Raw genomic sequence first — 21,381 nt, forward strand, 5'->3', positions numbered from 1 at the left:
TGGCGCTTCCTGCATGAAAAGCAAAACCTCGCTTCCCGCCGCTTACCGCCTCGCGGTCACGTCACGCGCATTGGCCGCTGTGCTCGGCGGCTATCTGATGGCGTCCCTGGCCGCCATCTGCCTGGCGCTGTGGCTGCCCACGTCCCGCGCCGACGCGGTGATCACCGGGATGATGAGTTCGTTTGTGTTCTACCTGTTGGCGGTGCTGTGGTGCTTTGCCTGCCGCACGGCTTGGCGTGCGTGGTGTGGCGTGATGCTGCCGAGCGCGTTGTTCGCGACCCTGGCGGGTGTGGGTGTATGGATGGCACGCACATGAAAGAAGGATTTCGCCAGGCGATGGCCTGGTTGCACACCTGGGTCGGACTGATCTTTGGCTGGCTGCTGTTTGCGATTTTTCTGACGGGCACCTTGTCGTATTTCAAAGATGAAATCAGCCATTGGACCCAGCCCGAAGTGCAGGTCCACCCGTTGGACGATGGGCGCAGCCTCGCGGTGGCCCAAGCCTACTTGCAACAGCATGCGCCCAACGCCGCACGCTGGTTTATCACCTTGCCGGACAGCCGCGACCCTGGCCTGTCGGTCATGTGGCAAGACAAGGTCGACCCGAGCAAACGTGGCGACTTCATCCAGAAAGTCCTCGACCCGGTCAGCGGCCAAGCCGTGCAGGCCCGTGAAAGCAAAGGTGGCGAGTTCTTCTACCGCTTCCACTTCCAGTTGCAAATGCCGCATCCCTGGGGGCGCTGGTTATCCACCCTTGCCGCGATGGTGATGTTGGTCGCGTTGATCTCAGGCATCATCACTCACAAAAAAATCTTCAAGGACTTCTTCACCTTCCGCCCTCGCAAGGGGCAGCGCTCCTGGCTCGACGGGCATAACGCAGTGGGCGTACTGGTGCTGCCGTTTCATTTGATGATCACCTACAGCAGCCTGGTGATCTTCATGAGCATGGTCATGCCGGCCCCCATCGTGGCCTCTTACGGCAACGACAGTCGGGCCTTCTTCAACGACGTGTTCCCCGCCACCGACAACGCGCCGGCGCTCGGCCAGCCCGGCACCTTGTTGCCGTTGCTGCCGATGTACGAACAGGCGCGGGCGCAGTGGGCGGGTGGGCATGTCGGGCGGCTGGCGGTGAATAACCCAAGTGATGTGAACGCCTCGGTCAATGTGTTCCGCGCCGGTGCCGACCGCGTGGCGCATGATTTCGGCAGCACTGTGTCGTTCAACGGCAGCACCGGCGAGCTGCTGCGGGTCAGCGCCGAGCAATCGCTGCCGGCGGCGGTCGGCGGCAGTTTTTATGGCCTGCACATGGGTCATTTCGCCGGTCCGGTGTTGCGCTGGCTGTACTTTATCTGCGGGCTGGCGGGCACGGCGATGATCGGCACCGGGCTGGTGATCTGGCTCGGCAAGCGCCAGCTCAAGCACGCCAAAACCGGGGGCATGCCGTTTGAGCTGCGCCTGGTGGAAGTGCTGAATATCGCCAGTATGTCCGGGCTGTTGCTCGCCATTGCGGCGTTCTTCTGGGCCAACCGTTTGCTGCCGGTGAGCGTTGCCGAGCGTTCCGACTGGGAAGTGCAGGTCTTCTTTATCGTCTGGGGCCTGAGCCTGTTGCACGCCGTGCTGCGTCGAGGGCGCGAGGCCTGGGTCGAGCAACTGAGCGTTGGCGCACTGTTGTTTAGCGCGATCCCTCTGCTCAACGCGCTGACCACCTCGCACCACCTGGGCGTGTCGCTGGCGACGGGCGACTGGGCCATGGCCGGCTTCGACCTGACGTGCCTGGGCAGCGGTGTGTTTCTCGCCTGGGCCGCCTGGAAGATGCACCGTCGCTCGGCGCCCGAGCCCAAGGCCGAAAGGGCGCGCCCGCTCAATCTCAAATCGGAGGCGCACTGAATGTTGCTTGCATGGCTGATGTGCTACGTCGGGTTTACCGCACTGTGCCTGTCTACCGACCGTCACCATGGCGAACTGCTGCGTAGCAAGCCGTCGCCGCGTCGCCGCTTGGGGTTGCGCGTGGCTGGTGGGTGGCTGCTGACGCTATCGATCTGGCCGGCGGTGGCCGCCACGGGCTGGGCCCAGGGCCTGGTGGAGTGGTGCGCGGTGTTGATGTTCAGCGCGCTGCTGCTGGTGCTGCTGTTGCCGTATCGGCCAAGGTTGGCCTTGAGCCTGGCGGGCGTTGGCCTGCTGGCCAGCCCCGTCGCGGCCTTCGCCACCCTGTGAGCTGCGCATGATGATCAGTCCGCCACCGGAACCCCAGGACAGCCAGCCCGCTGACGCGGCGGGTGGGCGTGCGCATTTCCTGCAGGTGTTTTTGTCCCAGCGTTCGCAGATGGAAGCGCTGGTCAGCCGGCGCGTGGGCTGTCGCGCCACGGCGGCCGACCTGGTGCAGGACTTGTTCCTGCGTTTCTGGCGCCGGCCGCTGGTGCAGGTCGAAGAACTCAGCACGTACCTGCTACGCTGCGCCGGCAATATCGCCATCGACCACCTGCGCAGCGAAAGCGCGCGGGTGCGCAGCAACGAAGGCTGGTTGCCCGAGCAGCAGGACAATCAGGGCTCCGAGCCCCAGGCTGCGCTGGAGGCCGGCAACGACCTGCGTCACGTCGAGGCCGCCTTGCGCAGATTGCCCGAGCGCACCCGCCAGATCTTCCTGCTCAACCGCATCCACGGCCGCAAGTACGCGCAAATCGCCAAGGCCATGGGGCTGTCCCAAAGTGCCGTGGAAAAACATATGATGCGTGCCCTCGAAGCCTGCAAAGCCAGCCTTCGTGAGCCATCGCCTCCACGCACGCTAGGGAAAGCACCGTGAACGTCACCCCGACGCCCGACCAGCAACAGGCCGCATTGGCTTGGCTGAGCCTGTTGCACGACCAGCCCAGCAGCGGCGACCAGGCCACCTTCAGCCGTTGGCTGCAGGCCGACCCGGCACATGTCCAGGCCTATTCCCAGGCCCAATTGCTCTGGGAGTTGAGCGAAGTACCGGCGCGCAAACTGGCGGATGAAGACGCGTTGGCCTTGCAGGGTTACCTGAATGCGATGCACACCTCGAAACGCTCGCGGGTCGTGCGCGGGGCCGGCGTGCTGGCAATGGCCGCGTGCCTGCTGGTGATGCTGTCGATGGGCGCCGGCTGGCAACCGTCGCGTTGGGTCGAGGACTTTGGCGCGGATTACGTCACGGCGCCGGGCGAGGTGAAAACCGTGACCCTGGCCGATCAATCCCACGTCACCCTGGATGCCGACAGCGCCATCGCCGTGGATTTCAGCCAGGGTGAGCGGCATGTCCAATTGCGTCGCGGTGCGGGCTTTTTCAGCGTGACTCACACCGGCGCGGCATTTGTGGTGGAAGCGGGCAGCGGTGAAACGCGGGTGCTGGGCACGCAGTTCGAAGTGCGCCTCCAACCGGCGGGCGCGCAGGTGACGGTGTTGTCGGGGCGGGTCGGCGTCACACCGGCCAAGCAGGCGCAGCAGCAAATTCTTACGGCGGGTCAGCAAGTGGCCTACGCCGATGGTGTCGTCGAGCCCTGGCACGCGGTCGACAGCGAAACACGCCTGGCCTGGCGCGACGGCTGGCTCAACTACTACAAGGCGCCGCTGGCCGACGTGATCGAGGATTTGCGCCGTTACTACCCTGGCCGCATCCTACTGCTCAACGACGAGCTGGGCGCCCGGCGTGTCAGTGGCAGCTTCCCGAGTAACGATCCGCACGCGGTGCTGAATGCGTTGCAGGCGGTGCTGGGGTTCGAGCAGCACACGGTGTTGGGACGGATGATCGTGGTGCGCTGATTACTTCAGCGCCGCCATGATCGCGTCAGGGCTGTACTCGCGAATCAACGTGCCATTCACGTCCACAAACGGAATCCCACCACCGCCCAATGCCTCATAGGCCTTGCGCGCTGCGGCGTTTTTGTCGATATCGAACGCCTGGTACGGAATACCTTTCTGGTCGAGGAAGCGGCGGATCTGTTTGCAGTAGCCACACCACTCGGTCGAATAGAGCACCACGCGCGCCGAGGCCCGCGTCTGCTCGGAGACCCCCTGGGACGGGTTGAACAGCCGTTCGACCTTGCCCCAGTTCTGGATCACCACCACCACCAGCAACACCAGCAGGACTTTTTTAAAGACCCCGCCGAGCATCAGTTACGGCGCTTGAGCTGGTCGGTCAGTTGGGTCGGCAGGCCCTTGATGATCAGGGTGCCGGCGGCTTCGTCGTACTCGATCTTGTCGCCCAGAAGGTGCGCTTCAAAACTGATCGACAGCCCCTCGGCGCGTCCGGTGAAGCGGCGGAACTGGTTGAGGGTGCGTTTGTCGGCCGGGATCTCCGGCGACAGGCCGTAGTCTTTGTTGCGGATATGGTCGTAGAACGCCTTAGGCCGATCTTCATCGATCAAACCCGACAATTCTTCCAGGCCCATCGGCTCGCCGAGCTTGGCCTGGCTGCTGGCATAGTCCACCAGGGTCTTGGTTTTTTCGCGGGCAGTTTCGTCGGGCAGGTCCTCGCTTTCAACGAAGTCGCTGAACGCCTTGAGCAGGGTGCGTGTTTCGCCTGGGCCGTCGACGCCTTCCTGGCAGCCGATAAAGTCGCGGAAGTATTCCGAGACTTTCTTGCCGTTCTTGCCTTTGATAAACGAGATGTACTGCTTGGACTGCTTGTTGTTCTGCCACTCTGACACGTTGATCCGCGCCGCCAGGTGCAACTGGCCCAGGTCGAGGTGGCGCGATGGGGTCACGTCCAGTTCGTCGGTGACCGCCACGCCTTCGCTGTGGTGCAGCAGGGCGATGGCCAGGTAGTCGGTCATGCCTTGCTGGTAGTGGGCAAACAGCACGTGGCCACCGGTGGACAGGTTGGACTCTTCCATCAGCTTCTGCAGGTGTTCGACGGCGGTGCGGCTGAACGTGGTGAAATCCTGGCCACCCTCGAAATATTCCTTCAACCAGCCGCTGAACGGGTGCGCGCCCGACTCGGCATGGAAGAAACCCCAGGCCTTGCCTTGTTTGGCGTTGTAGCTCTCGTTGAGGTCGGCAAGCATGTTCTCGATCGCGGCCGACTCGGCAAGCTCGGAGTCGCGGGCGTGGAGAACTGCGGGTGTGCCGTCGGGTTTTTTGTCGATCAGGTGGACGATGCAATGACGGATCGGCATAGGCTTCTCGGCTGGTTGATAGGGGAGCGGTTGGCCTCCCCGAAAAGTCGCCCAGTGTACCGCACCCATTGGCCAAGACGTGCTTGGAAGGTGTTTTGGAAGCCCTCCGACGGGCCATATGCCTTTTTTTCACGGTTTAGAGCGATAAAGCTGACCAAATGGGTAGGTAGAGGCGGATATTTCCCCGTCTCTGTGCTAGTTTTGCCCGGTCTTACGCCCAAGACTCGGCGTTAAGCGTGCATTCAGCACTTGTCAGGTCGAACCAATCCCCGATTCAAGCATCTATAACCCCGATCTCCGTGGTTATAGCCGGGGATGCCAGGCCTTGACGGTCGGGCTCGACGGCTGACACCGCACTCTGCAATCCATATGAATTTGATAGGGAAGGAACACCACAATGGCTATTACTAAAGACCAACTGATCGCCGACCTGGCTGAAGCAGTAGACGCACCGAAAACCACCGTGCGCGCTCTGCTGGATCAACTGAGCCAAATTGTTGCTGATCAGCTGGAAAACGGCGGCGAAATCACTCTGCCAGGCGTTGGCAAACTGAAAGTGACCGAGCGTCCTGCCCGTACTGGCCGTAACCCTTCGACTGGCGCTGCCATCGAAATCGCTGCCAAGAAAGTTATCAAGCTGGTTGTGGCCAAAGGCCTGACCGACGCTGTTAACAAGTAAGACGCAGCAAAAAAAACCGTGCGCCGGAGCGATCCGGGCACGGTTTTTTGTTGCCCGGGATTTGGGCTCAGTCTTTGCGTGCCCAGCGCTGACGCCACACCTGCTGCTCGGATGGGGTCTGGAAGGTCCAGGCGACAAACCGGCTCTGCTTCTGCCCTTGGGACATTTCCACCACCTGGCTCGCCAGTACACCGGCCTTTTTCAGCGCCGTCTGGATCGCGGGCAGGTTCGAGGCTTTCGACACCAGGGTGCTGAACCACAGCACCTTGTGGGCAAAGTGCGCGCTCTCGGCGATCAATTGCGTTACGAAGCGCGCTTCACCGCCTTCACACCACAGCTCGGCCGACTGGCCGCCGAAGTTCAGCACTGGCAACTTGCGTTTCGGATCGGCCTTGCCCAAGGCGCGCCATTTGCGTTCGCTGCCCTTGGTGGCTTCGTCCATGGACGCGTGGAACGGCGGGTTGCACATGGTCAGGTCAAAGCGCTCGCCGGGTTCCAGCAGGCCCAGCAGAATATGCTTGGGATTGCTCTGCTGACGCAGTTGGATCGCCTTGTTCAGGCCGTTGGACTGCACGATGGCCTTGGCGGCAGCGACGGCGGTGGGGTCGACTTCCGAACCGAGGAAGTGCCAGCGGTATTCGCTGTAGCCGATCAGCGGGTAGACGCAGTTGGCGCCCATGCCGATGTCCAGCACCTTGACCGGCGCGCCACGGGGGATTTCGCCGTCATTGACGCTGGCCAGCAGGTCGGCGAGGAAGTGTACATAGTCGGCACGCCCCGGCACCGGCGGGCACAGGTAATCCGCCGGGATGTCCCAATGCTGCACGCCATAGAAGGACTTCAACAGCGCCCGGTTGAACACCCGTACCGCGTCCGGGCTGGCGAAGTCGATGCTTTCCTTGCCGTAAGGGTTAATGATCACGAACTCCGCCAGTTCCGGCGTGGTCTTGATCAGCGCCGGGAAGTCGTAACGACCCTGGTGGCGGTTGCGCGGGTGCAGGGTGGCCTCTTTGCGCGGCACGACGGGTTTGGCCGTGGTGGCGGTTTTAGGCTTCTTGCGCGAAGGTTTCGGTGTGCTGGGGGAAGTCATGGCTGCATCGATTCTGGGGTTGTTTCAAAAGTGACGGGTATTGTCACACATTCTTGAGGCGACCCCGTTCAAATGTGGGAGGGGGCTTGCTCCCGATAGTAAAGTATCAGTCACCAACTGTTTGGCTGAGCCACCGCTATCGGGAGCAAGCCCCCTCCCACATTGATCGGGTTTGCAAAGGAAAAAAAAGAGACCCGCAGGTCTCTTTTTTCACACGGCTAGCCCTTACAGGCTGGAAATCCGCGCATGTTGCTCCGCCAGCTTGCCCAGGGCCTGTTCAGCCTCGGCCAGTTTGGCGCGTTCTTTCTCGATCACTTCAGCCGGTGCCTTGTCGACGAATGCCGCGTTGGACAGCTTGCCGCCGACCCGCTGCACTTCGCCTTGCAGGCGCAGGATTTCCTTGTCGAGACGGGCCAGTTCCGCGCCCTTGTCGATCAGGCCGGCCATCGGCACCAGCACTTCCATGTCGCCGACCAGTGCGGTCGCCGACAGTGGCGCTTCGGCGCCAGCCGCCAACACGGTGATCGACTCCAGCTTGGCCAGCTTCTTGAGCAGCGCATCGTTCTCGGTGAGGCGACGCTGGTCCTCGGCGCTGGCGTTCTTCACGAATACCGCCAGTGGCTTGCCCGGGCCGATGTTCATCTCGGCGCGGATGTTGCGCGTGCCGAGCATCAGGCTCTTGAGCCATTCGATATCGCTTTCGGCAGCCTCATCGATGCGGGCTTCGTTGGCCACCGGCCAAGGTTGCAGCATGATGGTCTTACCTTGGACACCGGCCAGCGGCGCGAGGCGCTGCCAGATTTCTTCGGTGATGAACGGCATGAACGGGTGCGCCAGGCGCAGCGCCACTTCGAGTACGCGCACCAGGGTGCGACGGGTGCCGCGCTGGCGTTCGACCGGCGCGTTTTCGTCCCACAGCACTGGCTTGGACAGTTCCAGGTACCAGTCGCAATACTGGTTCCAGATGAACTCGTACAAGACCTGCGCGGCCAGGTCGAAACGGAACTGATCGAGTTGGCGGGTCACTTCGGCTTCGGTGCGCTGCAACTGCGAGATGATCCAGCGGTCGGCCAGGGTCAGCTCGACGGCTTCGCCGTTCTGCCCGCAGTCTTCGCCTTTATCCAGCACGTAGCGCGCCGCGTTCCAGATCTTGTTGCAGAAGTTGCGATAGCCTTCGACGCGGCCCATGTCGAACTTGATGTCGCGACCGGTGGACGCCAGCGAGCAGAAGGTGAAGCGCAGGGCGTCGGTGCCGTAGCTGGCGATGCCGTCGGCGAACTCGTCGCGGGTCTGCTTCTCGATCTTTTTCGCGAGTTTCGGCTGCATCAGGCCCGAGGTGCGTTTCTGCACCAGGGATTCCAGGTCGATGCCGTCGATGATGTCCAGCGGGTCAAGGACGTTGCCCTTGGACTTGGACATCTTCTGGCCCTGGCCATCACGCACCAGGCCATGGACGTACACGGTCTTGAACGGCACCTGCGGGGTACCGTCCTCGTTCTTCATCAGGTGCATGGTCATCATGATCATCCGGGCGACCCAGAAGAAAATGATGTCGAAACCGGTGACCAGCACGTCGGTGGAGTGGAATTTCTTCAGGAATTCGGTCTGCTGCGGCCAGCCCAGGGTCGAGAAGGTCCACAGGCCCGAGCTGAACCAGGTGTCCAGTACGTCGTTGTCCTGTTGCAAGGCTACGTCCGGGCCGAGGTTGTGCTTGGCGCGCACTTCGGCTTCGTCGCGGCCGACATAGACCTTGCCCGACTCGTCGTACCAGGCCGGAATGCGGTGGCCCCACCACAGCTGACGGCTGATGCACCAGTCCTGGATGTCGCGCATCCACGAGAAGTACATGTTTTCGTATTGCTTGGGCACGAACTGGATACGGCCATCTTCCACGGCAGCAATCGCCGGCTCGGCCAGCGGCTTGGTGGACACGTACCACTGGTCGGTCAGCCAAGGCTCGATGATAGTGCCGGAGCGGTCGCCCTTCGGCACTTTCAGGTTATGGTCGTCGACGCTGACCAGCAGGCCGGCGGCGTCGAAGGCGGCAACGATCTGCTTGCGCGCTTCGAAACGGTCGAGGCCGGCGTATTCGGCCGGGATCTTGCCGTCGATGCTGTCGTTCAGCGTGCCGTCGAGGTTGAACACCTGGCAGGCCGGCAGCACGGCAGCGTTCTTGTCGAAGATGTTCATCAGCGGCAGGTTGTGGCGCTTGCCGACTTCGTAGTCGTTGAAGTCGTGGGCCGGGGTGATCTTCACGCAGCCGGTGCCGAATTCAGGGTCGCAATAGTCGTCGGCGATGATCGGGATACGCCGGCCAACCAGCGGCAGCTCGACGAACTTGCCGATCAGGGCCTGGTAGCGCTCATCGTTCGGGTTAACGGCCACGGCGGCATCGCCGAGCATGGTTTCCGGACGGGTAGTGGCGACGATCAGGTAGTCGTTGCCTTCAGCGGTCTTGGCGCCATCGGCCAGCGGGTACTTGAGGTTCCACAGGAAGCCTTTCTCGTCGTGGTTTTCCACTTCGAGGTCGGAAATTGCCGTGTGCAACTTGGTGTCCCAGTTGACCAGGCGCTTGCCGCGGTAGATCAGGCCGTCTTCATGCAGGCGCACGAAGGCTTCTTTCACGGCTTCCGACAGACCGTCGTCCATGGTGAAGCGCTCGCGGCTCCAATCGACGGACGAGCCCAGGCGACGGATCTGACGGCTGATGTTGCCGCCGGACTGATCCTTCCATTCCCAGACTTTTTCCAGGAATTTTTCGCGGCCCAGGTCGTGACGGCTCTGGCCGGTGGCTTCGAGTTGGCGTTCCACCAGCATCTGCGTGGCGATACCGGCGTGGTCGGTGCCCGGTTGCCACAGGGTGTTGCGGCCCTGCATGCGACGGAAACGGATCAACGCATCCATGATCGCATTGTTGAAGCCATGGCCCATGTGCAGGCTGCCAGTGACGTTCGGTGGCGGAATCATGATGGTGTAGGAATCGCCCGCGCCTTGCGGAGCGAAATAGTTCTCGGACTCCCAGGTCTGGTACCAGGAAGTTTCAATAGCGTGCGGCTGGTAGGTCTTATCCATGCGCGGCGGGACCCTAGTTGGCATTAATTCAGGAAAGCCGACAAGTATAACGGGGGAGAGGGGAGAGGGCGAGTTGAAGACGGCCTTAAGGTGCATGCGATCAACTGTGGGAGGGGCGGTGCGACGACTCGACTTGCTCGCGATCAAATGTGGGAGGGGGCTTGCTCCCGATAGCAGTGTGTCAGGCACTTATATGTCACTGACACACCGCAATCGGGAGCAAGCCCCCTCCCACAGGGGGTATGTGTCTGGTTTAAGACTGGTATTGACTGAGCAACCGCTCCATCCGCGCATCCATCCGGCGCTTGATCTCGGTTTCGATATGCGGGGCGAAGTCGTCGATCACGTCCTGCATGATCAATTGCGCGGCGGCGCGCAGTTCGTTGTCCAGGTGCAGCAGCAAGGCATCCGGGGTCTTTTCGGCAGGCGCTGCAGCGGGCGCCGCTTCGACAACCGGGGTGGCTGGGGCAGGTTGCGGTTCGAGCGGCTCAACCGGCTTGGCGCCGACCATGTCGAACAGCAGGGGAATCTGCACGTCGCCATTGACGGTCTCCGTCAGCAGCGGCGGTTGGAGGTTGCCGTCACCCAGCAACTGACGGATCGACTCCAGGTCGTCCAACAGGTGGTCGTCTTTTTTTATCGTATTCGGGGTGTCCATCATGCACTCAAAGTCGTTGTAGCCGGTGATCCTGCAAAGGATAGCCCTGTTCTCGATAGAAACGGAAACTCTCCCGCGCGGCCTGACGAATAGCCGGATCTTCCACCACTACTTCCGCCACGCGGGCGAACGCCTTGGCAAAGGCCGGGACTTTCAGGTCGAGGTTGACCAGCAGGTCATGGTGATCGCCGCAGCTGTCGCCTACACCCAGGACAACCTGGCCTTCGGGTTCAGCTTCTGCTGGGCCGTGGGGCACGAAACTTTCGCCCTTGAAGCGCCACAGGCGGGCGTCGAGTTCGTCGCGCTGGGCGGCATCGCTGCAATGCAGGTAGATGCGGTGGCCCATGCGCCAGGCTTTTTCGGTGAGTTTGCAGGCAAAGTCCAGGCGCGCGAGCGGGTCGGCGCTGGGCAATATATAGAAGTCGACTTGGGTCATTGCGGTTCCTGGAGCCCGAGGCGGCTGTAGCGCCGCCCCGGAGTCACGGTTTTCAGGCCTTGGCGCGATCCAGCAGGTACTGGGTCAGCAGTGGCACCGGACGGCCGGTGGCGCCCTTGTCCTTGCCGCCGCTGGTCCAGGCGGTGCCGGCGATGTCCAGGTGTGCCCAGTTGAAGTTCTTGGCGAAGCGCGACAGGAAGCAGGCCGCAGTGATGGTGCCGGCTTTCGGGCCGCCGATGTTGGCGATGTCGGCGAACGGGCTGTCCAGCTGTTCCTGATACTCGTCGAACAGCGGCAGTTGCCAGGCGCGGTCATCGGCGGCCTTGCCGGCGCTGAGCAGTTGCTCGATCAGTTCGTCGTTGTTGCCCAGCAGGCCCGAGGTGTGGGAGCCGAGGGCGACGATGCAGGCACCGGTCAGGGTGGCGATGTCGATCACTGCCTGTGGCTTGAAGCGTTCGGCGTAGGTCAGGGCATCGCACAGCACCAAGCGGCCTTCGGCGTCGGTGTTGAGGATCTCGACGGTCTGGCCACTCAGGGTGGTGACGATATCGCCCGGACGGGCCGCGCCGCCGCTCGGCATGTTCTCGGCACAGGCCAGGATGCACACCAGGTTGATCGGCAGCTTGAGCTCCAGCACCGCACGCAGGGTGCCGAACACGCTGGCGGCGCCGCCCATGTCGTACTTCATTTCATCCATGCCGGCACCCGGCTTGAGGCTGATACCGCCGGTGTCGAAGGTGATGCCTTTGCCGACCAGGGCGTAAGGCTTCTCGGCCTTCTTGCCGCCGTTGTATTGCATCACGATCAGGCGTGGCGGCTGGTCGCTGCCCTGGCCGACCGCGTAGAACGAGCCCATGCCCAGTTCCTTGATCTTCTTCTCATCCAGGACTTCGACTTTCAGGCTCTTGAATTCCTTGCCCAGCGCCTTGGCCTGCTCGCCCAGGTAGGTCGGGTGGCAGATGTTCGGCGGCATGTTGCCGAGGTCACGGGTGAACGACATGCCGGCGGCGATGGCCTGGGCGTGGGTCACGGCGCGTTCGACTTCAGCCTGGGCGGCCTTGATGGTCAGCAGGGTGACTTTGTTCAGGGCGCGCGGTTCGGCTTTCTGGCTCTTGAACTCGTCGAAGACGTAGCCGCCGTCGAGCAGGCTTTCGGCCAGCAGGCGGGTCTTGCCATAGCTGTCGCGGCCTTTGACGACGATTTCATCGAGTGCCAGCGCTGCATCGCTGCCGCCCAGGGCCTTGAGTGTCGTGAGAATGCCGCTGACGATCTTGCGGAACGGGCGGTCGCCGAGTTCGGCGTCCTTGCCCACGCCTACCAGCAACACACGCTCGGCCTTGAGGTTGGGCAGGCTTTGCAGCAGCAGGCTCTGGCCGACTTTGCCGGCCAGGTCGCCGCGCTTGAGGATCGCGCTGATGGCGCCGCCGCTCAGTTCGTCGAGTTGTTTGGCGGCAACGCCGAGCTTGCGGCCTTCGCCGACAGCGACCACGAGGGTGGCGGTTTTCAACGTTTCGGGGCTAACGCTTTTTACAACCAATTCCATGTTCGGGTCCCTTATAAAGGTCTGTGAGCCTGGAGTCTGTGTGCTCCGGCTTTAAAGCCTGGCGGCCGTGTAAACCGCCAGCGACAAAGCCCGCAGTTTGAACCTCGCTGGCGGAGCCTGACAACCCTTGCCGCACGCTTTGTGTACGCGCATGAGTAAGCCCCGTGACAGGCGCGGTCAATCACAGGATAATGCGCCATCTTTTTAGCCGGCCTGTTTAAACGGGTCGACTCGTTATGCTTGCTTGTTTGGCCGCCTTAGCCTGACAACCCTGGAGTGTCTGGTTTGATCGTCTTCCGTTATCTGTCCCGCGAAGTCCTGTTGACCCTGAGTGCCGTGAGCGCAGTGTTGCTGGTCATCATCATGAGTGGTCGTTTCGTCAAGTTTCTTGCCCAGGCGGCTTCTGGCGCCCTGGATCCGGGCTCGTTGTTCTTGATCATGGGCTTTCGCCTGCCAGGTTTCCTGCAGCTGATCCTGCCGCTCGGCCTGTTTCTCGGCATTCTTCTGGCCTACGGCCGGTTGTACCTTGAAAGTGAAATGACCGTGCTTTCGGCCACCGGCATGAGTCAGCAGCGTCTGCTGGCCATGACCATGGTGCCGGCCGCCGGTGTTGCCCTGATGGTGGCCTGGTTGAGCATGAGCCTGGCGCCTCAAGGCGCCATGCAGTTCCAGTTGCTGTTGAACAAACAGGACGCGATGACCGAGTTCGACACCCTGGAGCCCGGGCGCTTTCAGGCACTCAACGACGGCACGCGGGTCACCTACACCGAAACCATGACCGATGACCGCGCCAACCTCGGCGGTGTGTTCATTTCCCAGAAAAACTTTGGGCAGAACCAGAAAGATCGTGGTATTTCGATTCTGGTGGCCGACAGCGGCCGCCAGGAAGTTCGCCCCGACGGCAGCCGTTACCTGATCCTGGAAAATGGCTATCGTTATGATGGCAGCCCGGGCCTGGCGGATTATCGGGCAATCAAATACGACACTTATGGCGTAATGCTGGCTCGTCCTGAGATCAGCGAAGAAGTCACCGACCGCGATGCGCTCCCGACGTCGTCGCTTTTCGGCAGCCCCGAACTGCGCTCCATCGCCGAGCTGCAATGGCGTATTTCCCTGCCGCTTCTGGTGTTTATCGTGACCCTGATGGCCGTGCCGCTGTCTCGTGTAAACCCGCGACAGGGCCGTTTCCTCAAACTGTTGCCGGCGATCTTGCTGTACATGGCCTACCTGACCATCCTGATTTCCGCCCGTGGCGCCCTGGAAAAAGGCAAGTTGTCGCCAGTCATCGGCCTTTGGTGGGTGCATGGCATCTTCCTGGTGATCGGCCTGGGGCTGCTCTATTGGGAACCTATACGTTTGAAAATGAAGAGCCGTCGTGGCCTGAAGGAGTTGGCGCGTGACTAAGCTCGATCGCTACATTGGTAGCAGCGTACTGATCGCCATCCTGGCGGTACTGGGCATCATCCTCGGGCTGGCGTCGTTGTTCGCCTTCATTGATGAAGTGGGCAACGTCACCGACACCTATACCGTGATGGATGTATTGAGCTTCGTGGCGCTGACCGCTCCGCGTCGTCTCTACGAGATGATGCCGATGGCCGGGTTGATCGGCTGCCTGATCGGCCTGGGCGGCCTGGCCAGCAACAGCGAGCTGACGATCATGCGTGCGGCGGGGGTTTCCATCGGCCGTATCGTCTGGGCAGTCATGAAACCGATGCTGTTGCTGATGGCGTGCAGCGTGCTGATAGGCGAGTACGTGGCGCCACCGTCCGAAGCCACTGCCCAGGCCAATCGTGCCCTGGCCCAGGGTTCGGGCGATGCGCAAAGCGCCAGGCACGGCCTGTGGCACCGTCAGGGTGATGAATTCATCCACATCAACGCCGTGCAGCCCGACGGGCTGCTGATTGGTGTGACGCGTTACACGTTCGACAAAGAGCGGCACATGCTGACCTCCAGTTTCGCCAAGCGCGCGCAGTACAGTGCTGAGAAATGGACGCTGAGTGATGTCACCACCACTTACTTCCGCAATGTGGGCCAGGGCATCAAGGCCAGCACCGAAGTGATCAATGTGCCCACCGAACAATGGGACATCGCCCTGAAGCCGGAACTGCTCAACACTGTGGTCATGGTCCCGGAAGCCCTGCCGATCTCCGGTTTGTGGAGTTATATCCACTACCTCAAGGATCAGGGCCTGAATAACGGCCGTTACTGGCTGGCGTTCTGGGTCAAGGTGCTGCAACCGGTCGTCACCGCCGCGCTGGTGCTGATGGCGATCTCGTTTATCTTCGGCCCGTTGCGCTCCGTAACCCTCGGTCAGCGGGTCTTTACTGGCGTGCTGGTGGGCTTTGCCTTCCGTATTGCCCAGGATTTGCTGGGCCCGTCGAGCCTCGTGTTCGGTTTCTCACCGTTGTTTGCGGTGCTGGTGCCGACCGCTATATGCGCCCTGGCCGGGTTCTGGCTGCTGCGCCGCGCCGGGTGATCGTGCGCTTATGAACAAAAAATGCCCCGTTCGAGAGATCGGGGCATTTTTGTTCTGGTCAGCAAAGATGACGCCTGGCCCGAGCATCAGGTACAATTCCCGGCTATTTTTCAGCGGGCAGTCTGCCTGCAGCCTTTTTGAGTGTTGATCCGTGAGTGATTTGAGTCATATCCGCAATTTCTCCATCATCGCCCACATTGACCATGGCAAGTCGACGCTGGCCGATCGATTCATTCAGATGTGCGGCGGCCTTGCCGAGCGTGAAATGGAAGCCCAGGTGCTGGACTCCATGGACCTCGAGCGCGAGCGCGGGATCACCATCAAGGCCCACAGCGTTACCCTGTACTACACCGCCAAAGACGGTATCAAGTACCAGCTGAACTTCATTGACACCCCCGGCCACGTCGACTTCACCTATGAGGTCAGTCGTTCCCTGGCGGCCTGTGAAGGCGCGCTGCTGGTGGTGGACGCGGGGCAGGGTGTTGAAGCCCAGTCCGTGGCCAACTGCTACACCGCCATCGAGCAAGGCCTGGAAGTCATGCCGGTGCTGAACAAGATCGACCTGCCGCAGGCCGATCCGGACCGCGTGAAGGAAGAAATCGAAAAAATCATCGGCATTGACGCCACCGACGCCGTCGAGTGCAGCGCCAAGACCGGCCAGGGCGTCGACGAAGTGCTCGAACGCCTGGTGAAAACCATTCCCGCCCCAACCGGCAACTACGAAGATCCGCTGCAAGCGTTGATCATCGACTCCTGGTTCGACAACTACCTGGGGGTTGTCTCCCTGGTACGCGTGCGCCATGGCCGTGTGAAGAAAGGCGACAAGATCCTGGTCAAATCCACCGGCAAGATCCACCTGGTGGACAGCGTCGGTGTGTTCAACCCCAAACACACCGCCACCGTTGATCTGAAAGCCGGTGAAGTCGGCTTCATCATCGCCGGCATCAAGGACATTCACGGTGCGCCGGTGGGTGACACCCTGACCTTGAGTTCCACCCCTGACGTCGACGTGCTGCCGGGCTTCAAACGCATCCAGCCGCAGGTGTACGCCGGCCTGTTCCCGGTCAGCTCCGACGACTTCGAAGACTTTCGCGAAGCCCTGCAAAAGCTGACCCTCAACGACTCGTCGTTGCAGTACACCCCGGAAAGCTCCGACGCCCTGGGCTTTGGTTTCCGTTGCGGGTTCCTCGGCATGCTGCACATGGAGATCATCCAGGAGCGCCTTGAGCGCGAATACGACCTGGACCTGATCACCACCGCGCCAACCGTTATTTTTGAGTTGTTGCTCAAAACCGGTGAAACGATTTACGTCGACAACCCCTCCAAGCTCCCAGACCTGTCTTCCATCGAAGACATGCGCGAACCGATCGTGCGCGCCAATATTCTTGTGCCGCAGGAGCACCTGGGCAACGTCATTACCCTGTGTATCGAGAAACGTGGCATACAGCACGACATGCTGTTCCTCGGGACCCAGGTGCAAGTGACCTACGATTTGCCGATGAACGAAGTGGTCCTGGACTTCTTCGACCGTCTCAAATCGACCAGTCGCGGCTATGCTTCGCTGGATTACCACTTCGATCGTTACCAGTCGGCTAATCTGGTGAAGCTGGATGTGCTGATCAACGGCGACAAGGTCGATGCCCTGGCACTGATCGTGCACAAGGACAACGCGCACTACAAAGGTCGACAGTTGACCGAGAAGATGAAAGAACTGATTCCGCGCCAGATGTTCGACGTCGCGATCCAGGCCGCCATTGGTGGGCAGATCATTGCGCGGACTTCCGTCAAGGCACTCAGAAAGAACGTACTGGCCAAATGCTACGGTGGCGACGTCAGCCGTAAGCGCAAGCTGCTTGAGAAGCAAAAGGCCGGTAAAAAACGCATGAAGCAAGTGGGCAACGTGGAAATTCCACAAGAAGCCTTCCTTGCGGTGCTCAGGTTGGATAGTTAGGTCCTATGTCGCTAAATTTCCCGCTGTTGCTGGTCATCGCCGTTGCCGTTTGCGGACTCCTGGCGTTGCTCGATCTGGTGTTCTTCGCCCCGCGTCGGCGGGCGGCTATCGCGTCCTATCAGGGCAGCGTCAGCCAGCCCGACGTCGTGGTGATCGAGAAGCTGAACAAAGAACCTTTGCTGGTTGAATACGGCAAATCGTTCTTCCCGGTGCTGTTCATCGTGCTGGTGCTGCGTTCGTTCCTGGTGGAGCCGTTCCAGATTCCGTCGGGGTCGATGAAGCCGACCCTGGACGTGGGCGACTTCATCCTGGTGAACAAGTTTTCCTACGGGATTCGCTTGCCGGTGATCGACAAAAAAGTCATCGAGATCGGCGACCCGCAGCGCGGCGATGTGATGGTGTTCCGCTACCCGAGCGATCCGAACGTCAACTACATCAAGCGTGTGGTCGGCCTGCCGGGTGACGTGATTCGCTACACCAGCGACAAGCGCCTGTTCATCAACGGTGAGTCGGTGGCCGAGCAGCTACTGGGTGCCGAACCGAACACCCTGGGCAGCGCCGAGCTGTATCAGGAAAAACTCGGTGCGGTGGAGCACCAAATCCGCAAGGAAATGAGTCGCTACCGCGCAATGCCTGATGGCGAATGGAAAGTGCCGGCCGGGCACTATTTCATGATGGGCGACAACCGCGACAACTCCAACGACAGCCGCTATTGGGATGATCCCACCATTCCCAAGGATCTGCTGGGCATGGTTCCCGACCAGAATATCGTCGGCAAGGCCTTCGCGGTCTGGATGAGCTGGCCGGAACCCAAACTCAGCCACCTGCCGAACTTCTCGCGGGTCGGGCTGATCAAGTAATACAGACGGCGCTGTGATCACAGCGCCGAATGCTTTTTTGGGGCTTGGACAATCTCCAGCCTCATGCAGCGCCAACCAGGATTTGAATTTGAACACTGCGTCAATCGTCGATGGCCGCCGGTGCCACCAAACAGATATGGGTAAACCGTGAGCGTTTCTCTAAGTCGTCTCGAGCACCTGCTCGGCTACACCTTCAAAGACCAGGAACTGATGGTCCTTGCCCTCACACACCGCAGTTTTGCAGGGCGTAACAACGAACGCCTGGAATTCCTCGGTGATGCCATCCTCAATTTCGTCGCCGGTGAAGCCCTGTTCGAACGCTTCCCTCAAGCCCGTGAAGGCCAGCTGTCGCGCTTGCGTGCGCGGTTGGTGAAGGGCGAGACCCTGGCCGTTCTGGCCCGTGGCTTTGGCCTGGGCGAGTACCTGCGCCTGGGCTCCGGTGAGTTGAAGAGCGGCGGTTTCCGTCGCGAGTCAATCCTGGCCGACGCGCTTGAAGCGCTGATCGGCGCCATCTATCTGGATGCAGGCATGGAAGCGGCCAAGACGCGCGTCACCGCTTGGCTGACGTCCGAGATCGAAAGCCTGACCCTGGTCGACACCAACAAAGATCCCAAGACCCGCCTGCAGGAATTCCTGCAGTCCCGCGGGTGCGAACTGCCACGCTACGAAGTGGTGGATATCCAGGGTGAGCCGCATTGCCGCGTATTTTTCGTGGAATGTGAAATCACCTTATTGAATGAAAAAAGCCGAGGTCAGGGTGTGAGCCGTCGTATTGCCGAACAGGTAGCGGCCGCTGCAGCACTGATTGCCCTGGGCGTGGAGAATGGCCATGACTGATTCAACCGCAACACGCTGTGGCTATGTTGCCATCGTCGGCCGTCCCAACGTGGGCAAGTCCACGCTGCTGAACCACATCCTCGGCCAGAAGCTCGCGATCACCTCGCGCAAGCCGCAGACTACCCGTCACAACATGCTGGGCATCAAGACCGAAGGCACCGTGCAAGCGGTCTACGTCGACACCCCGGGCATGCACAAAGGCGGCGAGAAAGCCCTGAACCGCTACATGAACAAGACCGCCTCGGCCGCGTTGAAAGACGTCGACGTGGTGATCTTCGTGGTCGACCGCACCAAGTGGACCGACGAAGACCAGATGGTTCTCGAGCGCGTGCAGTACGTCACCGGCCCGTTGATCGTCGCGCTGAACAAGACCGACCGCATCGAAGACAAAGCCGAGCTGATGCCGCACCTGAGCTGGCTGCAGGAACAACTGCCGAATGCCCAGATCATGCCGATCTCGGCCCAGCACGGGCACAACCTCGAAGCCCTGGAGCGCGTGATCGCCGGCTACCTGCCGGAGAACGAGCACTTCTTCCCGGAAGACCAGATCACCGACCGCAGCAGCCGTTTCCTCGCCGCCGAACTGGTGCGTGAGAAAATCATGCGCCAGATGGGCGCCGAGCTGCCGTACCAGATCACCGTCGAAATCGAAGAGTTCAAGCAACAGGGCAAGACCCTGCATATCCATGCGCTGATTCTCGTCGAACGTGACGGCCAGAAAAAAATCATCATTGGCGACAAGGGCGAACGCATCAAGCGCATCGGCACTGAAGCGCGCAAGGACATGGAATTGCTGTTCGATTCCAAGATCATGCTGAACCTGTGGGTGAAGGTGAAGGGTGGCTGGTCCGATGATGAGCGCGCATTGCGCTCCCTGGGTTACGGCGACCTGTAAGGACACCGCAGGGCAAAAAATGTGGGAGGGGGCTTGCCCCCGATAGCAGAGTGTCAGTCACTAAATATTTTGACTGAGCCACCGCCATCGGGGGCAAGCCCCCTCCCACATTAGGTTTGTGTTGTTTTCACTAGTGCATTCCAGCAACGAGAACCCATGTCCTCAACCCCGCCTCCCAGCCAACCCGCCTATGTGCTGCACAGCCGCGCCTACCGCGAGACCAGCGCGTTGGTGGACTTCCTCACGCCCCAGGGGCGCCTGCGCGCGGTGTTGCGCAGTGCGCGGGGCAAGACAGGTACCTTGGCGCGGCCGTTCGTGGCGCTGGACGTGGAGTTTCGTGGCAAGGGCGAGCTGAAAAACGTCGGCCGCCTGGAAAGCGTCGGCAACTCCGCCTGGCTCAATGGCGAAGCGCTGTTCAGTGGCCTCTATCTCAATGAATTGCTGATCCGCCTGCTGCCCGCCGAAGACCCGCACCCGGCGGTCTTCGATCACTACGCCGCCACGCTGCTGGCCCTGGCCGAAGGCCGCCCGCTGGAACCGCTGCTGCGCGCGTTCGAATGGCGCCTGCTCGACGACCTGGGCTACGGCTTTGAACTGAGCAACGACCTGCACGGCGAGCCCATTGCCGCCGACGGCATGTATCGCCTGCAAGTCGACGCCGGCCTGGAGCGTGTGTACCTGCTGCAACCCGGCCTGTTTCAGGGCACCGAACTGCTGGCCATGAGCGAAGCCGACTGGAGCGCTCCTGGCGCTTTGTCCGCCGCCAAGCGCCTGATGCGCCAGGCCCTGGCCGTGCATCTGGGCGGGCGGCCGCTGGTCAGTCGCGAGTTGTTTCGAAAGCCCTGACAACCCCGTGTATGCTGTGCAGCGTTTCTTTCCCTTTTCAGGAGCGCTTCCGTGACCACCAGCAATCGCATTCTTCTCGGCGTCAACATCGACCACGTCGCCACGCTGCGCCAGGCCCGGGGCACCCGTTACCCGGACCCGGTCAAAGCCGCGCTGGACGCCGAAGAAGCGGGCGCCGACGGCATCACCGTACACCTGCGCGAAGACCGCCGGCACATCCAGGAGCGCGACGTGCTGTTGCTCAAGGATGTGCTGCAAACCCGTATGAACTTCGAAATGGGCGTCACCGAAGAAATGATGGCGTTCGCCGAGCGCATCCGCCCGGCGCATATCTGCCTGGTGCCGGAGACCCGTCAGGAACTGACCACCGAAGGCGGCCTCGACGTGGCCGGCCAGGAGGCGCGGATCAAGGCCGCAGTGGAGCGCCTGTCGCGGATCGGCTGCGAAGTCTCGCTGTTTATCGACGCCGATGAACGCCAGATCGAAGCCTCGCACCGCGTTGGCGCGCCGGCCATCGAGCTGCACACCGGGCGTTATGCCGATGCGACCACGCCGACCGAAGTCGCCGATGAGCTGCAACGCATCATTGAAGGCGTGAACTGCGGTCTCAACCACGGCCTGATCGTCAACGCCGGCCACGGCCTGCACTACCACAACGTCGAAGCCGTGGCCGCGATCAAGGGCATCAACGAACTGAACATCGGCCATGCGCTGGTGGCGCATGCGCTGTTCGTTGGTTTCAAAGGCGCGGTCGCCGAGATGAAGGCCCTGATCCTGGCCGCTGCCAAAGCCTGAGCAAACACCCTCTAGAAAACACTGAAGCTCAAAATGTGGGAGGGGGCTTGCTCCCGATGGCGGTGGATCAGCTACACATAAGCTGACTGACCCACCGCCATCGGGAGCAAGCCC

At 61.4% G+C, this 21,381-nt stretch carries 21 protein-coding genes; 14 read left to right on the forward strand and 7 right to left on the reverse strand.

All coding sequences use genetic code 11. The features are described 5' to 3' along the window. Positions 1–13 precede the first annotated feature (13 nt). From P3S72_RS06145 to P3S72_RS06165, 5 genes are read left to right on the forward strand one after another with little or no spacing between them, the layout of a single operon-like run. Complete coding sequence (locus P3S72_RS06145) at positions 14–316, forward strand: DUF3649 domain-containing protein (protein WP_247408408.1); 303 nt, start codon at positions 14–16, stop codon at positions 314–316. Further along, positions 313–1,887 (forward strand): PepSY domain-containing protein, encoded by a 1,575-nt coding sequence (locus tag P3S72_RS06150; RefSeq protein ID WP_276196629.1) that lies wholly within the window; start codon positions 313–315, stop codon positions 1,885–1,887. The genes P3S72_RS06145 and P3S72_RS06150 overlap by 4 nt, the downstream gene beginning before the upstream one ends. After that, complete coding sequence (locus P3S72_RS06155) at positions 1,888–2,214, forward strand: DUF3325 domain-containing protein (RefSeq protein ID WP_276196630.1); 327 nt, start codon at positions 1,888–1,890, stop codon at positions 2,212–2,214. Between the two features lie 7 nt (positions 2,215–2,221). Then, complete coding sequence (locus tag P3S72_RS06160; protein ID WP_276196631.1) at positions 2,222–2,800, forward strand: RNA polymerase sigma factor; 579 nt, start codon at positions 2,222–2,224, stop codon at positions 2,798–2,800. Next, positions 2,797–3,774 carry a FecR family protein gene (locus P3S72_RS06165; RefSeq protein WP_276196632.1) on the forward strand — a complete coding sequence of 326 codons (978 nt, stop codon included), beginning with the start codon at positions 2,797–2,799 and terminating at the stop codon, positions 3,772–3,774. Before P3S72_RS06160 ends, P3S72_RS06165 begins: the two co-directional genes overlap by 4 nt. Here the strand turns inward: P3S72_RS06165 and P3S72_RS06170 are convergent, their stop codons facing one another. Beyond that, on the reverse strand, positions 3,775–4,125 hold the full coding sequence (locus P3S72_RS06170; RefSeq protein WP_276196633.1) for a glutaredoxin family protein: 351 nt from the start codon (positions 4,123–4,125) through the stop codon (positions 3,775–3,777). Then, on the reverse strand, positions 4,125–5,129 hold the full coding sequence (yejK, locus tag P3S72_RS06175) for a nucleoid-associated protein YejK (RefSeq protein WP_247405233.1): 1,005 nt from the start codon (positions 5,127–5,129) through the stop codon (positions 4,125–4,127). The genes P3S72_RS06170 and yejK overlap by 1 nt, the downstream gene beginning before the upstream one ends. A gap of 397 nt (positions 5,130–5,526) precedes the next feature. Here yejK and P3S72_RS06180 point away from each other — a divergent pair, with 397 nt between their 5' ends. Beyond that, entirely contained in the window at positions 5,527–5,808 is a 282-nt protein-coding gene (locus P3S72_RS06180) for an HU family DNA-binding protein (RefSeq protein ID WP_003212743.1), read from the forward strand. A 67-nt stretch (positions 5,809–5,875) separates the two neighbouring features. Here the strand turns inward: P3S72_RS06180 and rlmF are convergent, their stop codons facing one another. The 5 genes from rlmF to P3S72_RS06205 all read right to left on the reverse strand — a co-directional run bounded on the left by rlmF (position 5,876) and on the right by P3S72_RS06205 (position 12,607). Further along, positions 5,876–6,898, reverse strand: coding sequence for a 23S rRNA (adenine(1618)-N(6))-methyltransferase RlmF (gene rlmF, locus P3S72_RS06185; RefSeq protein WP_276196634.1), 1,023 nt, complete (start codon positions 6,896–6,898; stop codon positions 5,876–5,878). Between the two features lie 225 nt (positions 6,899–7,123). Further along, the gene (locus tag P3S72_RS06190) at positions 7,124–9,970 is read right to left on the reverse strand and encodes a valine--tRNA ligase (RefSeq protein ID WP_276196635.1); all 2,847 of its coding nucleotides are present in this window, start codon (positions 9,968–9,970) and stop codon (positions 7,124–7,126) included. A 253-nt stretch (positions 9,971–10,223) separates the two neighbouring features. Next, the gene (locus P3S72_RS06195) at positions 10,224–10,628 is read right to left on the reverse strand and encodes a DNA polymerase III subunit chi (protein ID WP_276197901.1); all 405 of its coding nucleotides are present in this window, start codon (positions 10,626–10,628) and stop codon (positions 10,224–10,226) included. Between the two features lie 7 nt (positions 10,629–10,635). Next, the gene (locus tag P3S72_RS06200) at positions 10,636–11,064 is read right to left on the reverse strand and encodes a DNA polymerase III subunit chi (RefSeq protein ID WP_247403241.1); all 429 of its coding nucleotides are present in this window, start codon (positions 11,062–11,064) and stop codon (positions 10,636–10,638) included. A gap of 52 nt (positions 11,065–11,116) precedes the next feature. Beyond that, the gene (locus P3S72_RS06205) at positions 11,117–12,607 is read right to left on the reverse strand and encodes a leucyl aminopeptidase (protein ID WP_276196636.1); all 1,491 of its coding nucleotides are present in this window, start codon (positions 12,605–12,607) and stop codon (positions 11,117–11,119) included. 285 nt (positions 12,608–12,892) lie between these two features. Here P3S72_RS06205 and lptF point away from each other — a divergent pair, with 285 nt between their 5' ends. The 8 genes from lptF (at position 12,893) to pdxJ (ending at position 21,267) form a co-directional block, all read left to right on the forward strand. Continuing rightward, positions 12,893–14,011: an LPS export ABC transporter permease LptF gene (gene lptF / locus P3S72_RS06210; RefSeq protein WP_276196637.1), complete on the forward strand. Its 1,119-nt coding sequence runs from the start codon at positions 12,893–12,895 to the stop codon at positions 14,009–14,011. Further along, entirely contained in the window at positions 14,004–15,083 is a 1,080-nt protein-coding gene (gene lptG / locus P3S72_RS06215; protein WP_276196638.1) for an LPS export ABC transporter permease LptG, read from the forward strand. Before lptF ends, lptG begins: the two co-directional genes overlap by 8 nt. A 151-nt stretch (positions 15,084–15,234) precedes the next feature. Further along, entirely contained in the window at positions 15,235–17,034 is a 1,800-nt protein-coding gene (gene lepA, locus P3S72_RS06220) for a translation elongation factor 4 (protein ID WP_247403232.1), read from the forward strand. Between the two features lie 5 nt (positions 17,035–17,039). Beyond that, the gene (gene lepB, locus P3S72_RS06225) at positions 17,040–17,894 is read left to right on the forward strand and encodes a signal peptidase I (RefSeq protein ID WP_276196639.1); all 855 of its coding nucleotides are present in this window, start codon (positions 17,040–17,042) and stop codon (positions 17,892–17,894) included. 147 nt (positions 17,895–18,041) lie between these two features. After that, positions 18,042–18,731, forward strand: coding sequence for a ribonuclease III (gene rnc, locus P3S72_RS06230; RefSeq protein WP_276196640.1), 690 nt, complete (start codon positions 18,042–18,044; stop codon positions 18,729–18,731). Further along, complete coding sequence (era, locus tag P3S72_RS06235) at positions 18,724–19,626, forward strand: GTPase Era (protein WP_247403227.1); 903 nt, start codon at positions 18,724–18,726, stop codon at positions 19,624–19,626. Before rnc ends, era begins: the two co-directional genes overlap by 8 nt. A 156-nt stretch (positions 19,627–19,782) precedes the next feature. Beyond that, positions 19,783–20,472 carry a DNA repair protein RecO gene (gene recO, locus P3S72_RS06240; protein ID WP_253393525.1) on the forward strand — a complete coding sequence of 230 codons (690 nt, stop codon included), beginning with the start codon at positions 19,783–19,785 and terminating at the stop codon, positions 20,470–20,472. 51 nt (positions 20,473–20,523) lie between these two features. Beyond that, positions 20,524–21,267 (forward strand): pyridoxine 5'-phosphate synthase, encoded by a 744-nt coding sequence (gene pdxJ, locus P3S72_RS06245; RefSeq protein ID WP_276196641.1) that lies wholly within the window; start codon positions 20,524–20,526, stop codon positions 21,265–21,267. Positions 21,268–21,381 lie beyond the last annotated feature (114 nt).

The sequence above is a fragment of the Pseudomonas sp. D3 genome, assembly GCF_029320995.1.
Lineage (GTDB): Bacteria > Pseudomonadota > Gammaproteobacteria > Pseudomonadales > Pseudomonadaceae > Aquipseudomonas > Aquipseudomonas paraveronii.

Excerpts from the sequence above, each read along its gene's own strand:
- P3S72_RS06145 (WP_247408408.1), top strand. The coding sequence starts at position 14 with ATGAAAAGCAAAACCTCGCTTCCCGCCGCTTACCGCCTCGCGGTCACG.
- P3S72_RS06150 (WP_276196629.1), top strand. The coding sequence starts at position 313 with ATGAAAGAAGGATTTCGCCAGGCGATGGCCTGGTTGCACACCTGGGTC.
- P3S72_RS06155 (WP_276196630.1), top strand. The coding sequence starts at position 1,888 with ATGTTGCTTGCATGGCTGATGTGCTACGTCGGGTTTACCGCACTGTGC.
- P3S72_RS06160 (WP_276196631.1), top strand. The coding sequence starts at position 2,222 with ATGATGATCAGTCCGCCACCGGAACCCCAGGACAGCCAGCCCGCTGAC.
- P3S72_RS06170 (WP_276196633.1), bottom strand. The coding sequence starts at position 4,125 with ATGCTCGGCGGGGTCTTTAAAAAAGTCCTGCTGGTGTTGCTGGTGGTG.
- yejK (WP_247405233.1), bottom strand. The coding sequence starts at position 5,129 with ATGCCGATCCGTCATTGCATCGTCCACCTGATCGACAAAAAACCCGAC.
- P3S72_RS06180 (WP_003212743.1), top strand. The coding sequence starts at position 5,527 with ATGGCTATTACTAAAGACCAACTGATCGCCGACCTGGCTGAAGCAGTA.
- rlmF (WP_276196634.1), bottom strand. The coding sequence starts at position 6,898 with ATGACTTCCCCCAGCACACCGAAACCTTCGCGCAAGAAGCCTAAAACC.
- P3S72_RS06190 (WP_276196635.1), bottom strand. The coding sequence starts at position 9,970 with ATGGATAAGACCTACCAGCCGCACGCTATTGAAACTTCCTGGTACCAG.
- P3S72_RS06195 (WP_276197901.1), bottom strand. The coding sequence starts at position 10,628 with ATGGACACCCCGAATACGATAAAAAAAGACGACCACCTGTTGGACGAC.
- P3S72_RS06200 (WP_247403241.1), bottom strand. The coding sequence starts at position 11,064 with ATGACCCAAGTCGACTTCTATATATTGCCCAGCGCCGACCCGCTCGCG.
- P3S72_RS06205 (WP_276196636.1), bottom strand. The coding sequence starts at position 12,607 with ATGGAATTGGTTGTAAAAAGCGTTAGCCCCGAAACGTTGAAAACCGCC.
- lepB (WP_276196639.1), top strand. The coding sequence starts at position 17,040 with ATGTCGCTAAATTTCCCGCTGTTGCTGGTCATCGCCGTTGCCGTTTGC.
- era (WP_247403227.1), top strand. The coding sequence starts at position 18,724 with ATGACTGATTCAACCGCAACACGCTGTGGCTATGTTGCCATCGTCGGC.
- recO (WP_253393525.1), top strand. The coding sequence starts at position 19,783 with ATGTCCTCAACCCCGCCTCCCAGCCAACCCGCCTATGTGCTGCACAGC.